Annotated in this window: 11 protein-coding genes and 1 tRNA gene; 4 read left to right on the top strand and 8 right to left on the bottom strand. The window is 41.0% G+C overall.

Translation table 11 applies throughout. From position 1 onward, the window contains the following. Positions 1 to 621 (top strand): dockerin type I domain-containing protein (locus tag L870_RS19550; RefSeq protein WP_028518719.1); only part of this gene is annotated, 621 nt, incomplete at its 5' end. Positions 622 to 846: 225 nt separating this feature from the next. Here the strand turns inward: L870_RS19550 and L870_RS0114270 are convergent. The 4 genes from L870_RS0114270 to L870_RS0114255 form a co-directional block, all read right to left on the bottom strand. Beyond that, positions 847 to 1,596 (bottom strand): hypothetical protein, encoded by a 750-nt coding sequence (locus L870_RS0114270; protein ID WP_028518718.1) that lies wholly within the window; start codon positions 1,594 to 1,596, stop codon positions 847 to 849. Positions 1,597 to 2,430: 834 nt separating this feature from the next. Further along, entirely contained in the window at positions 2,431 to 3,600 is a 1,170-nt protein-coding gene (locus tag L870_RS0114265; protein ID WP_028518717.1) for a hypothetical protein, read from the bottom strand. A 355-nt stretch (positions 3,601 to 3,955) separates the two neighbouring features. Then, positions 3,956 to 4,390: a hypothetical protein gene (locus L870_RS18745; protein WP_051411590.1), complete on the bottom strand. Its 435-nt coding sequence runs from the start codon at positions 4,388 to 4,390 to the stop codon at positions 3,956 to 3,958. A gap of 78 nt (positions 4,391 to 4,468) precedes the next feature. Next, entirely contained in the window at positions 4,469 to 5,650 is a 1,182-nt protein-coding gene (locus L870_RS0114255) for a leucine-rich repeat protein (protein WP_028518716.1), read from the bottom strand. A gap of 319 nt (positions 5,651 to 5,969) precedes the next feature. On the opposite strand from L870_RS0114255, the gene L870_RS0114250 reads away from it, so the two are divergent. Together L870_RS0114250 and L870_RS19390 are read left to right on the top strand one after the other, a co-directional pair. Then, entirely contained in the window at positions 5,970 to 8,375 is a 2,406-nt protein-coding gene (locus tag L870_RS0114250; protein WP_037272539.1) for an HD domain-containing phosphohydrolase, read from the top strand. A 506-nt stretch (positions 8,376 to 8,881) separates the two neighbouring features. Further along, positions 8,882 to 8,951: transfer RNA gene (locus L870_RS19390), tRNA-OTHER, on the top strand. A 221-nt stretch (positions 8,952 to 9,172) separates the two neighbouring features. On the opposite strand, the gene L870_RS17895 is transcribed toward L870_RS19390, so the two are convergent. The 4 genes from L870_RS17895 to L870_RS0114230 form a co-directional block, all read right to left on the bottom strand. Beyond that, positions 9,173 to 9,652 carry a poly(ethylene terephthalate) hydrolase family protein gene (locus L870_RS17895; protein WP_037272536.1) on the bottom strand — a complete coding sequence of 160 codons (480 nt, stop codon included), beginning with the start codon at positions 9,650 to 9,652 and terminating at the stop codon, positions 9,173 to 9,175. A gap of 147 nt (positions 9,653 to 9,799) precedes the next feature. Then, the gene (locus L870_RS17890; RefSeq protein WP_037272533.1) at positions 9,800 to 11,017 is read right to left on the bottom strand and encodes an MFS transporter; all 1,218 of its coding nucleotides are present in this window, start codon (positions 11,015 to 11,017) and stop codon (positions 9,800 to 9,802) included. A 1-nt stretch (position 11,018) separates the two neighbouring features. Next, on the bottom strand, positions 11,019 to 12,143 hold the full coding sequence (locus tag L870_RS0114235; RefSeq protein WP_037272531.1) for a pectin acetylesterase-family hydrolase: 1,125 nt from the start codon (positions 12,141 to 12,143) through the stop codon (positions 11,019 to 11,021). A gap of 14 nt (positions 12,144 to 12,157) precedes the next feature. Then, on the bottom strand, positions 12,158 to 13,192 hold the full coding sequence (locus tag L870_RS0114230) for an alpha/beta hydrolase (RefSeq protein ID WP_037272528.1): 1,035 nt from the start codon (positions 13,190 to 13,192) through the stop codon (positions 12,158 to 12,160). 145 nt (positions 13,193 to 13,337) lie between these two features. On the opposite strand from L870_RS0114230, the gene L870_RS17885 reads away from it, so the two are divergent. Next, entirely contained in the window at positions 13,338 to 13,880 is a 543-nt protein-coding gene (locus L870_RS17885; RefSeq protein WP_051411589.1) for a TetR/AcrR family transcriptional regulator, read from the top strand. The last annotated feature ends 181 nt before the right edge of the window (positions 13,881 to 14,061 follow it).

The raw sequence follows: 14,061 nt of genomic DNA, 5'->3' as shown, positions 1-14,061 counted from the left end.
ACAACTTCTAAGACCACATCTACTACAAGCACAACAACTACTTCAACAACCTCAAAAACTACATCAACTACCACAACATCTACTACAACTACAACAGAAACAACTTCAACAACTTCCGAAACAACAACTACAGAAATCACAACATCAACAACTTCTGAGACTACAGAGACAACAACTGAAACTACAACATCTACAACCTCTGAGACTACAGAAACAACAACCACAACCTCCTCAACTTCTACATCAACAACCTCAACATCTACAACAACTACCACATCTACTTCAACTTCAACATCGACCTCAACAACTACAGAAACAACTACTACAACAATCCCAACAACTACAACTCCTGTTGATGACGAGCCCGATATCGCACTTGGAGATGCCTCAGGCGACGGCAAGATAGACGCAGTTGATGCAAGCATTATCCTTATGATATATGCAATGAATTCAACTTCTAAAAACGTTCCGCTTACAGAAAAACAGAAGGCAGCATATGATGTTAACGGTGACGGAAAGATAGACGCACTTGATGCTTCCTATATCCTCTGTTACTATGTATACGTTTCTATTGCTAAAGGCGATGTTATCTCCTTGAAGGAATTTATATTCGGTGTATAAACCGAAAAAAGCCGTATTCGTAATGAATACGGCTTTCTTTTTTTATAGAATCATGAACGAAGGGGTAACCAAACCGCTTGCCTTGATCTACTCAATTGAAAGATCTTTTGTAAATTGATACAAAATAGCAGAGATCATCTCAAAGTGAGCCAGCTCATAGTACCATAACGCATCTTTTTCTGTATCAGCAGTCTCAATGCGGCAGTTGACAACACTGTGTGTTTGTCAATCTTTCAACGTTATATTATCAATTATAGTTGACTCAAAATTTTTATATGCGGCATATCCTTCATCATCATCTGTGTAACCAACTACTATTTCGTTCATTGCTCCGCCCGCATAAAAAACGAATTCATCTTGGTATAAATTCGGGCGTTCAATTCCAACCGACTCATAGTCGATATAGGTTCTTACGTGTGACATCTTTACGCCGCAGTGCTCCTCGATTTGTGAAAGCTGTACCTCAGCATAATCTAATTCGAATCTCTCTTCGCAAATCATAAGAAATATTTTATTTACGTCAGTCTCACCGTTTAGTTTTTCCTGATCAAGATCTTCAATTTTAAAATCTTCGAGTACAGGACCAAACTGTATCATGGATGGTTTGGCAATTCCTGTTTTTTCAATATCTTTCTGTGCGAACCATTTAAAACTCATTCCCAACAGCTCAACTACCACATCATCTGGTTTATCTTCGGTATACCATTTGCTGCCATCAACAACTGCTGAAAAATGAGCTGAATCTACTGCAATTTGATAATTATCAGTACTATTCTGTATATTCCCATCGAAAATGGAAGCTTTCTCTGTTTTGATCTCAGTTGTTTGCTCTTCTTTTCTTTCTTCGACATCTGAAGTTAATGTTGTATTTTCATATGCATGCATATTATCTGAAACATTATCTTTAATTTCACCACAAGCTGAAAAACATACAGCACATAAAAAAGACAAAAATAATAATTTGAATTTTTTCACCTATTTCACTCCTTTTATTTTTATGAAGCTTATTACGTTTCCCATAAACACATTTCAAGATAATAATCAACAAAACTGCTATAAAAATTAATATTAGCACGAATTTGCTGTTATTTCGCGGAGCAATTATTCTACGTATAGAACTACATAAATTATAGCACTTAGTATTTAGTTTGTAAAGAAAATTTTAGCTATATTACAACGGAACAGGTTTACTGGCAAACACATAATTCATTTTTTATTAATAAGCAAAACAAAACTGACTCCGCTTGAATTACGAAGCCAGTTCATTGCTTAATTTAATATATGCCATAGGGGTTTTTTGTGCTGTACGCACAAAGTGGGGCAGTTCATTTTTAGCACAGGGGGGTTCACATTTATAAATTTATTGAAAGCATTTTGATCCGACTCAATTTCTCTATTAGTAATGGGACATAGCTTTACCTATATCTCATAGTCGTAATAGTCGGTGTTGAACTTATTATATCCTATTCAGCACTGCTTTGTTACATAGAAAGATACTTGAAAACATGGGTGAAAATAATATGAAAGTATAATGGCATTTTAAATAATAAGGACTTCTTTCCTGAGTCGTTCTTTTATCAGTGGACCGGTTCTCCTGATTCAACAATGATAGAAAATACTGAATCAAATGATTAAAATCATAGTAAAACACAGGCAGACACTTCAACACAACGAAGTATCTGACTGTTCGGTTTCATAGCCTGCTGTAAAGGTCTTGCTTATAGTAGTTTTAATAAAACTTCTATACGAGCACATTCCTTTATCACAGTCCTTTTTACTTACTACCTGAGTCTAATGGACGCGGGCTTGTCACTCGTTGACGCTTTTGAATTTGTACAATACATTTTTGTATTCGTCGTCAAATATCTTTCCAAGTACCAGAACACTGTTATTATCAAGAACAACAACAGACCTTATTTCCTCGGTCGCAGGTATCATGTCGATATAGTTTATGACATTTTCGTAGTTTCTGTCCTTGTCAAATGCAAAGAGACCGATGCCCGAGCACAGGTACAGCAGGTCATTTCCGTGACCGAAGGTGCCCTTTTCTATAGAGCCCGATCTTGTTTCACAGCCGAAATTTTCAATTTTGACACTGGTGTTATCGAACAAAGAGTAGCCATTATCATTTCTGGAATAGAAATACAATGCGTCCTGCGGTTCTTCAGATGTATAATCGCCGCCGACAAAACACAACTTATCGTCTGAGGTCACTTTTCTGACAGAAGGGCCGTAATAAGGGATATAGTTTTCAATCTGTCCCTTGATTTTTCCCTGTTTATCCACGATATAACTGGAAGATGTGCTTTCGTAATCTTTTACTGTGACCGCTGTGATAACGAGCTCATTATCCCAGCAGTCATCACATAACAGCCATGTTACAGGAGCTTCCTTGTCATATTCGATATCTACAGTGTTTTCAGATATTATCTCGCCTTTTGTATTCAGTTCAAAAAGTTTGTATTCCACATTTTTCGCCTTACTGAACAGATAATCAAGGTGATCCTGCTCAGAGTTTTCTTCAGAAGCGTGACCGGGGTCTTTTCCCAAAGTATATTTTGGTTCGATCGCTGTTATGAATATTTCTCCCGTTGTTGTTCCGAGTGCGGAATAATAGGCTGTTTTGTCCAAGCCAAGTTCGGGAGTTATCTCGGTAACTGTGCTTTTCTCATCGTCGGCGATATACAGCTTCTGAGAAGCCGCATCGCCATATCCTGATGTATCCGAGCTTATAAGGAAACGGTTATTGTTCAAGGGCGTAATATTTGAGATATTTTCAATACCTTTTAAATAGTCTGCCTCATAGACCTCATACTCGCCTCTCGGAAGCTCCTTTAGACTCACAGGATCAACTGCCGCTGAAATGGTTTCATCGCTGCTCAGCGGTACTTTTTTCTTAGATACGGCACATGAAGTAACTGTGCCTGTCAGAACTGCCATTGATACAATAATTGCAATTAGATTTTTATAGTTTTTCATTTTTTATCTCCTTTTGTAATAGGTGCAGAAATACTTATATTATAGATTATATAACATAGATACGTTTTTGTCAATTGAACTCTATTGTTTTCTCAAACAGTTAGTCACCTCAGCAGTATCTTTTTCGATATCTTTAAAGAACCTGAACTCTACCGTAAACTTTATGATGTTTAATATGCGGAAATATTGATTACTTTATCTTGTCGCGGCCAGTTACACAGATCAACAAACAAAAAAGAAAACGTCTTCATTTAGAAAGACGTTTAATACTAAATATTTATTAAGCTTTCTCTTTTTAAGCTAAGTATAATCATACAAAGCATGTGATATTTGACTCGTCTTGGTGATGAAGATTCTATTTACTCTGATTTGGCTTCCAGACAAATAACCCTTCAGATTTTGCCAAAGACCGAATCATTTCGGTCAAATTATCACTTGGATCATATAAGGTGATGTGCGTATCGTCCATTGAGATCATAACCATAGAGTTTTCTATGAGAATTTGCAGATCACACTTATTTGATATGATCCATTCATCAAGCAGCTCAGGTTTGGGATTTGTGAGTGTCTCACCCGTTGAGATATTAAAAACCTCTATCCCATAGTAGCAGTAAAGTTTCAGTATGATATCTGAGAACTTTCTTCGCAGTTCTGATGCACGAGTTCCTTGCAGAAATATTTTTTCAACAGCGAAAAACTGTCCGCTGCTTTCAGCAGGAACTTGCTGTGGCAGAAAATCCACTACTATATATTCTTTTTCCAGTAACTGTTCTATCTTACTTTTCTTCATGTTATATCACTCCGACAAATCTCGGATAAATCTTTGTATGTATTATTCGATTAGATCAGGATCAATGCTCATTTGATCTCATTCTATTCCCAGTCCTAACAGCACTTTCTGTATAGCCTGCGCGTCACCGACAGTAAGACCGTCACCGTTCATATCGCCGTTTGCTTTGCCCTGTTCGGTAATATGACTCTCTGCTGTACCTCCTAATCCATACTTATTAGGATTTGCAAGAGCCTGCATGATAAGAACAACGTCCGACATATCTACCTGACCGTCACAGTTGGCATCGCCCCTGAGTCCTTCACTTGGTTCGGTATGGCTCTCGTCAAATATGTATTTTGCTCTTTGCAGGAAAGCATCGTTTTCAGGCTTTTCTACACTTTTCCATGCAGCTTCGCTTCCATAGAATGTTATTGTTGCAGCAGCTGTGTTATCAGTAAAGGTATATCCGTCAATTTTTTTCAATTTGCCTGATATTTTTAGATCTGTAAGCTTGTTACAAGCTCCGAAAACACCAAAACCAAGTGTCTCGGCACCTTTAAGCTCGGCTGAGGTAAGGCTTGAACAGTACCAGAAGAGATTATCAGGTATCGTGCTTACACTTGCAGGTATTACTGCGGAAGTAATTTCTGCATTCTTAGCAAATGCACCTGATGCAATATACTTGACACTTGAAGGTACGACCACATCACCCTTGCAGGTCCTGCCGTCTATCAGAGCTCCGTTAACTATTACAAGCGGATCTTTCTTACGCTGGGCATTGAGCCATGGAGTGTTATCAAATGTATAATCACCTGTTTCTACCAAATGATCTGGGAAATTAATTGTTTCAAGAGCAGGACACTCTTCAAATGCGTGCATTCCTATTTTTACAACACTGTCCGGAATTGTTAACGTTGTAAGGTTTTTACACATACCAAACGCATATGAGTTGATCACGGTAAGTGTATCAGGAAGCTTCAGACTTTTCGCTGAATTCAACTGAAAAGCATACATTCCTATTTCAGTAACAGGTAGATTTTCGATTTTATCAGGTATCTCAACTGATGACATATCAGTTGATTTACAGCTTGATATAACGATATGATCCGAATACTTCTGATAATTGAACATATCTGTTGAGCCATAAGTGTAATCGGAATCAGCTGCTGCTATTATAGGAGCGGCAGGAGAGATAAAGCTATTTGGAATAACCACACCTGAAATAGAGAATGCGGTTATAAAAGCAGCAATACTTAATGATATTTTTTTGTTTTTCATGATAAAAGCCTCCTTGTAGATTTTTGTTGGTTAAAGTCATTGAAATAAGATGTTATTCATTTAAACAAGCATATTATATCATTCGATCTATGAATATTCAAGCAGTATATTATGAACAAATCAGCACATAGAGCCGAAATATATAACCGCATTCTGAAATCAGCCGATCAGGTAATAAAGATTTAAAAAATGTTTTGTTTTTAATATTGCTATTATAGTATATATGTGTTATAATATACATATATAAATCTGATATACAAAACATTTTGGAATATATATCCAAATTTTACGTTTTGTTTAGACATAAAGGGGAATGAATATGCAGGCTGTTATTGATTGGCTGAAGGAATATCAATTGGATATAATGTTCACATTAAGTGCTATATGCGGTTTGCTTGCACTTTTTGTCATTATTACAAAAACACTGGTCCCATCACGGAAATATATACTGTTATCACTGGAACTATGTGCAATGTTCCTGCTTATATTTGATATTCTGTCATATTATTACCGCGGAAATACGACTACAACAGGCTTCTATATGGTCAGGATAAGCAATTTCCTTGTTTTCGCCCTGACTATCGGAATAATCTTTATTTTCACCCTATACCTGATAAATCTTTATATACATGAAGGAAAGTTTGAAAAGCCGCCTATCAGACTGAAACTTTCATGTCTGATCTGTGTGATCGGTTGGATCATGCTTATCATATCTCAATTTACCGACTTCTATTACAAGTTTGATAAATTCAACAGGTATGAAAGAACGAACGGATTTACAGTATGTTATCTGATACCGCTGATAATTCTGATACTTGATATGTCAGTGATCATAGAAAACTACAAGCGCATAGGAAAGCTTATGCGTATTTCGATGCTGCTTTTCGCAGTAGTTCCGCTCATTTCTTCTATCGTACAGATATATACCTATGGTGTATCGCTTATTAATATCACTCTCGTCGGATTAGTTGTGCTTATTTATATATTTTCATTGCTCGATACCAACAAAATGATCGAGCGCGCTAACAAGCAGGAATTGGAAATTGTCCGACAAGAGCAGAAAAATATGCATAAACTGTTTGAACAGACTGCAACTGCTCTTGCGAATGCTATAGACGCAAAGGATAAGTATACTCATGGTCACTCACGCCGAGTTGCGATGTATTCAGTAAAAATCGCAAAAAGTGCGGGTAAGAAAGAAAAGGAATGCGAAGAGATATATTTTGCAGCACTGCTGCACGATGTTGGAAAAATAGGCATAAAAGACAGTATCATCAACAAGGAGGGCAAACTTACAGATGAGGAATACGGTGCAATAAAGACTCATCCTGTAATCGGAATGCAGATACTTTCAAGTATCAGTCAATCTCCTTATCTGAGCATAGGTGCTCACTATCATCACGAGCGTTATGACGGTCACGGCTATCCTGCTGGACTCAAAGGCGAGGATATCCCAGATATTGCCCGTATTATTGCTGTTGCAGATGCTTATGATGCTATGACTTCAAAGCGAAGTTATCGTGATCCTATCCCTCAGCAGCTCGTTCGTGAGGAATTCGTTAAAGGCTTGGGAACGCAGTTTGATCCAAATTATGGAAGAATAATGCTTCATCTAATTGATCTTGATTCCGAATATATGATGAAAGAAAGTGAAGGTGCCTCTGACGGCGATGCAATAGATACGCTGCTGTGCGGACCATACCGTACTACACGCTCGGACGGTATACTGCTCAACAATGGCATTGTCCATATCCACCTGACAAGCCAGATGACTGATGAGAGAAATGAAGAAAACATACCGAGCTTTGTTCTGTTCGATTCACTTGACGGAAGAATACATGACAGTGAACGCAAACGCAGAGATCTCTTATATCACGAATACGCTACTATACACGCTGACGGCGTTGTTGAGCAGGCAGGAGTCAGAAATATACGTACAAAGACCAACGAGACCGCAGGTGCGACAGCAGAAAAAAAGACAATGCTGCGCGGCGAAAAGGTCAACTTTGATATAGAAGCTATGCGTTATAAGGATCATGCGCTGATCAGGATATCGAATCGCTTCCGCTTTCATGAAGTAATTATAGCTCTGCCTGACAGTACAAGATTCTGTTATCTGTCAATTACGGGTAAAAACTGCACTATTGATGATGTTGAGGTATCAAAGACAGGAGAAACGATCGATGTCGGCTATATTCCGCGTATTGCAGAAGAGATAACGTACATTGATGTACCGCAGGGAGATATTCCGAATGTACAGGTAGACGGCTGGCGTTCAGACTCGTCGGAAGGTGTCGAGCTTACCGACGGAATGCGTATTTCTTTCCATACGATGAGCCTGCCGACAGCAAGACTGGTATGGCATTGTCCTTTTGCTGTGATCTATACATCGTCCGATGGACAGGTAAACGGCAAAGATTATCGTGAGCTTACGGTAGTTCGCCTTGACGGAGAGGGCTGGGAAGAAGATGATAATGCTGATAACCATGTTCTGGTAAACAAGCTGGACAGCTTCACTAACTGGAATGACTTCAAGGAACAGAACAAGGCCGGTCAGGACTGCGAGCTGTTATTCCATGCAAAAAAAGGACAGATAGGTATTTTCACGGAATTCTGCGGACTTTCAATACACTCTATTACTAACGTTACCGATGAAGTACCGAAGCTGTTTGTTGCTCTTAGCGGCGATCAGTGCGCAATTACTAATATTCGTATCAAAAGATAAGAATGACTCTTCTTCGGTTCTTGAATATCATGTTTGTATACCGACCAATCAAAACGGCGGATATAATGGAGCGCAGATGTAAATGAGAACGGCTCGATAGATTTGTTTTATGTATTTACATTGTATCGGTGATATGATATAATAGGTTACAAGAAACGAAAAATGAACTGTGCGGACTTGCAAACTTCATTCTTCAGTACGGAAATGAGTTACTTGTAGAACACTCCGATTTCTACTACTAACGACTTCCGCAATTTGCTGAAATGTGCCGCACAAGATACGGCAAAGCAGAGCAAATCAGAGAGGAAAAAACGTATGATAAAAGTTATGTTTGTTTGCCACGGCAGCCCAATCAGCGACAGTACATTTTCGCTGATATATCGCCGTTTCCGACGATGCATAAAGTGATTTTTCCACAGTTTTTCCACGTTTGAATTGACCCGAACTTGCTTATATTTTTCAACAGCCCTCCTTTTTTCAGGGGGATAACGTCATTATTTTACCATATAATTCAACAAAATAAAAAATCATTTCTAAAAACATAGTCAGAGGGTTCGAATCCCTCTCTGTCCGCCAGAATTAAAAAGCCTGTATTTCGAGTAAAACACCGAAATACAGGCTTTTCTGTTACATACAGAAAGCAGTTTTAAATGAAAATTTGCAGTCCCGTGTGCACAAAAAACAGGTGTAATGCACACGAAATGCACACGACTGAAAGGCAGTATAACGATAAGAAAAGAAGCCAGCTCCCTTTACGGGAGCTGATTCTATTTAAAAATATTTATTAACAAAAACTTTTAATGAATGTTACCGTTGCTATACTCCTCCAAGAATTCAGCTGCACTGCCTGTGAATATCGTCTTATACAGCTTTCCATTATCAAAATTCGTAACTGCACACATCGCTCCGGCACCGCCTTGCGAATATCCCATGATACCGATATTGTTTTTGTCGATCTTGCCGTACAATTCGCTGTCAGCACCGATATTCAGGATAAGATCAAGTGTCTGCGATGCAGTTTCCCCCGTGCTGGACTGCGGATCATCGTTGCCGACCACAATAAATCCCCATGAAGCGATCCTGTCAAGCACAGCCATATAATTTCTTGCCCGTGTACCGCTTGCATTGACCGAAACGATCATCGGATAGGATCTGTTGCTGTCTGCAAGCTCCGCAGGATAAAACACCCTGATTGTGTCGATCTTGCTGTTATCGCTCTTGAATTCAGTGCAGGCAGTCTCAAAGCTGCCTCTGCCGGAATATTTCTTTTCAAGCATAGCATCTGTCTTGAGATCATCGAAATAGTCATCATCGTACCACAGACGGCGTTCGTGTATCTTACCCTTGATGAAGATATCACTCCAACAGAGAAAAGTATCAGCAGTATGATACCGATGATCTTAAATGTCTTATGACCTCTTTTCTTATTTGCCTCTATTTCTGACCTTTCCTTTCTGATATTCCTTATCCATCAGAAGAACACAGCAGAGCATGATACACGGAAACACAATACCGCATAAGATCCCCCTGTGCAGATCGCTCCCAAACAAGGCAGATGCCTTTCCAGCAATCGTAGGACCTGCACCGCACCCAAGATCGCCTGCAAGTGCCAGCAATGCAAACATCAGCGTTCCGCCGTTTCTAAGCCTTGCGGATGAGATACTGAAAGTCCCCGGCCAGAAGATCCCAACTGAAAAACCGCACAGCATACAGCCGATCAGTCCGGCTGCCGGAGCTTTTGTCAGACCGATCAGCAGATAGCTTGCCACGCATAAGACTGACGATGCGAGCATTGCTTTTTTCAGCGGTATCATATCACCGTACTTGCCGAACAGCGCTCTTGCACTGCCCATACAAATTGCAAATCCCATTGTACCGATCAGGTCTCCTGCGGATTTTGAGATGTGCAGTCCTGATTCGGCGAAGGCAGATGCCCACTGACTGACCGTCAGCTCACAAGCCCCTGCACAAAGCATCATCAAGCAGAAAAATAGGAATTGAGGTGTTTTTATAAGTTCGACAAATCCCGATGCTTGTCCTCTTGTTTCGGATAGCGTGGCAATGGGTACTTTCAGGAAAAGAATAAAATTCAACATCGGTACGATTGCCCATAAAGCAGCAAGTATACGCCAATGCTCTATTCCTGCAAGGGCAAAAAACACAGTTGATAACAGCACGGTAGCCGCTTGTCCCCAACAGTAGAAGGAGTGGAGCAAGGACATTGTCGTCTCCTTGTTGTCTGTCGGACAAGCCTCAACGATGGGGCTTACAAGCACTTCGAGCAGTCCTCCGCCTATTGCATACAGTGTTACGCATATCACAAGTCCTGCGAAGGGTGACGGGAGCCTGTCGGGTAAAACTGTCATCAGCAGAAATCCCGATGCTGACAGGATATGCGAAAGCTGCATAGATGCCCGATAGCCGATCTTATCCACAAAGGCAGGAGCAACTGCGTCCACTGTAAGCTGTACAATAAAGTTGATCGTTATGAGCCATGTGATCTGTGCCAAAGCGATACCAAATTCAGCCTGAAACCGCAGAAACAGCAGAGGCACAAAGTTGTTGACTATCGCCTGTATCACATATCCGATAAAGCAGGCTATCAGTGTTGTTTTATAGGATATATTCTTAATGATCCTCATCTCAGAATGTTTTATCGAGCACTTCCAGCCCGTAGGTTTTTACATCGCCGTTCACTGCATCATATATCCACTCACCGACACTTCGATCGTTTCCGAGCTTGTCAAATACATTCGCAGAGATGATCGTATGCTGTGTATTATGGGTATTTGCATCTTCTCCGCAGCTCCAGACATAGATACCCACATCGGGGATATTCGTCTGCAAGCCGTTTACCATTTCTTTCAGATCATGCTGAAAGTTGTCGCCAAGTTCTTTTGTCTTATCCATTTTTCCGCTGTCGATATAGGACTGATATTGCATCAGCGTATCATCACGATAAGAGCAGTCAAATAGTATTTTCACGCTGTTACCACGCTTTTCATGGAGTGCGGTCAGACTGTCAAGGACAAGGTTGTTTGTGGTCAGTCTTTCTGATATTTCAGTCGGAGCTTTCCACAAATTTACAGCCGTTTCGTGCCAGCCTTCATAAAGCAAGAGCGAGCTGTCAACACAGACCGTCACATTTTCAGCACTTGGAAAACGGTCGATCACATCGTCAGCCAGCAAGGAAGTCGCAAAGCCACCTGCCGAAAAGCCTGTTACAAGCAGCGTGTCTGGCTCTCCGATATACTGCTTGACCTGTTCCACATAAGCGGAGTAATTGCTGTATCCTGTGTGATACACAGTCTTTTTGCCCTCGTAAATTCCCGTGCCTGCGTGAAAATCGCCGGTCGCATAGGGGATCACGATAAAGCTCCAGTCCTTGAACGGATTCTCCTCCGCCGTGCTGCCGATACCGCCCTGTGCGACAAAATCCTGAGCTGTCATATTGGTCGCATAGAATTCCTTGCCGCCCTCAGAAGTCTCAGGGGTGATGCTTACACCGCCGCCGAAGAAATACACGACCACCTTGTTTTCCGTACCCTTGCGGAATATGCCGTGCCATTCACTGCCGTCCGAGGACTTTGCGCCGTCAACATCAATTTCATACCACTTGCCGATCTCAGGTTCACCCTTGAGCTTCGGGAACGTTTTGAGAAATGTCAGCTTCAGAAGAATAAAAATGCCTATTGCGATCACTAAAATGATGATGCCGATGATGATAAGCACCTTTTTCAGTTTGCTTTTCGGTTTTGTGTTCTCCATAATAACGCCTCCTCTTATGTATTCGCTTCAAGAAACGCAAGCATTTTGTCGAATGCGTCCTTTGCCGTTTCATCGGTTCTTTCATTTGCTACAAAGCAATGTGGCTTTTCCTCGCCCTTTTCAGCATAAGGATCTACAAGCTCATTCCGAACACCAAGCGCATCGAGCTTTTCGTGCATTTCGTTCATATCGTAACGGTATTCACTGCCGAGCATGATCGAGGGCGGATAATCGCTTGTCATGTGGGGGATACAGTCATAACGGTTCAGTTCGTCTTTGTTCAGAAAAATCGAGCCTTTCACATAGTTGCCCACAAGAAATTTGCAGGCAAGCGTAAAGCTCTCATAATCAAGCGGAGCATCATCAGCCACGATCGCACATACCTGTTCGGGATTAAGCGCAGGAGATATACCGAGCAATTCTGCGTATTCGGGTGCTGTGATAACAGTTCCCATCTGGCATGATATGATCGCCCCTGCCGAAGAACCCATAAGAATGACCTGATCCATGTTCAGATGATATTCCTCGCTATGCTGCATAATATTTGAAAACGCCTGATTTGCCTGTATCAGCGGAACGGGAAAATGCTCGTCGGGTACAAGAGCGTAGTCCACATTGACGATATTATATCCGGCTGCACAAAGGTCATCTATCAGAGCAGTCGCTTCATTTGCGGCAAGCGGATCGCCCATATTCTTGCTGCCTGCAAAGAAACCGCCGCCGTGGAAATAGAACAGAGTAGGTCTGTCGGCTTCTCTGTTTTCATCGGGATATATAATGTCAAGAAAGCTGTTCGGGTAGTCCTTGGCATATTCAATCTCGCTGATAAGATACTGTCCGTTTTCTTTCAAACCGTTCTGCGGTTCGTTCAAAGGTTCATAGGAGTTCATCGGTTTGCCGTTATCAGCTATTTTCTGAAGGAAACCCACAACGATCTGAGTGTGCGTAGCTGCGATGAAGAATCCGCCGATGCAAAGTACGACCATAACAGCCAGAACGATCAATATGACTTTGAGTGCTTTATGCTTCTTTACTGTACTTTTTACCATAGCGACCATCCTTTCTTGTCAAGTGCTTGACAAAACTGCTTTTCTATGATACTATAATATCATAAAACGGCTGCAAAGTCAATAAAATCGGGGAAATGATACTATTTTGCGAAATAGTATCATCGGCAAAAAGGAAGAGTGGAAAATGTCTGAATATGTGACCTCGGCATATGGCGAAGCGCTGTTCAAGCTGATGAAAAAGAAGAACATCGAAAAGATCACCGTGGACGAGCTGTGCGAGGAAGGCGGCATCGGCAGGGCGACCTATTTTCGCAACTTCAAATCAAAGGACGAGATCATCACCGCCTATATCATCATGAAGTGGCGTGAATATGAGCGTGAACACAGGCTCAAGGAACATCAGATCAATGACAGCTACCGTGTCAGGCGGTATTTTGATTTCTGCTACTCGCTGCGGAAAAAGAATGATCTTATCATCGGGCAGGGGCATCACGGAGCGATCTTGTCGGCTTATGAAGTTATCATGACCGACAGCGACACCAATCAGACCTCGGATACCTATGAAAGCTTCTACCTTGCCTATGGGCTTTTCGGCATCTTCATGAAGTGGGCAAGGAACGGTTATGCCGAGTCGGTGCAGGAGATGACGCAGATCGTGGTGGAAAGGATATTTGCAGGAAATATCAATATTTCAATAATCGAAAAAGAACAGCTATACCAGAAATAGTTTTCATTCAGAATAATTCTATTCCACTCATTTATTCCACACGAAAAGTATAAAAGGCTATAAATAGGCGAAAATAGCCATTTAAAAATATTCGAATCCCTCTCTGTCTGCCAGAATTAAAAAGCCTGTATTTCGATGGAAACGCCGAAATACAGGCTTTTCTGTTACCTACTGAAAGCAG

This window comes from Ruminococcus flavefaciens ATCC 19208, assembly GCF_000518765.1.
GTDB classification, from domain to species: domain Bacteria; phylum Bacillota; class Clostridia; order Oscillospirales; family Ruminococcaceae; genus Ruminococcus; species Ruminococcus flavefaciens.
The sequence above is the reverse complement of the archived record's forward strand: the minus strand, read 5'-3'. Positions and strand labels throughout refer to the sequence as shown.

Excerpts from the sequence above, each read along its gene's own strand:
- L870_RS0114265 (WP_028518717.1), bottom strand. The coding sequence starts at position 3,600 with ATGAAAAACTATAAAAATCTAATTGCAATTATTGTATCAATGGCAGTT.
- L870_RS18745 (WP_051411590.1), bottom strand. The coding sequence starts at position 4,390 with ATGAAGAAAAGTAAGATAGAACAGTTACTGGAAAAAGAATATATAGTA.
- L870_RS0114255 (WP_028518716.1), bottom strand. The coding sequence starts at position 5,650 with ATGAAAAACAAAAAAATATCATTAAGTATTGCTGCTTTTATAACCGCA.
- L870_RS0114250 (WP_037272539.1), top strand. The coding sequence starts at position 5,970 with ATGCAGGCTGTTATTGATTGGCTGAAGGAATATCAATTGGATATAATG.
- L870_RS17895 (WP_037272536.1), bottom strand. The coding sequence starts at position 9,652 with ATGCTTGAAAAGAAATATTCCGGCAGAGGCAGCTTTGAGACTGCCTGC.
- L870_RS17890 (WP_037272533.1), bottom strand. The coding sequence starts at position 11,017 with ATGAGGATCATTAAGAATATATCCTATAAAACAACACTGATAGCCTGC.
- L870_RS0114235 (WP_037272531.1), bottom strand. The coding sequence starts at position 12,143 with ATGGAGAACACAAAACCGAAAAGCAAACTGAAAAAGGTGCTTATCATC.
- L870_RS0114230 (WP_037272528.1), bottom strand. The coding sequence starts at position 13,192 with ATGGTAAAAAGTACAGTAAAGAAGCATAAAGCACTCAAAGTCATATTG.
- L870_RS17885 (WP_051411589.1), top strand. The coding sequence starts at position 13,338 with ATGTCTGAATATGTGACCTCGGCATATGGCGAAGCGCTGTTCAAGCTG.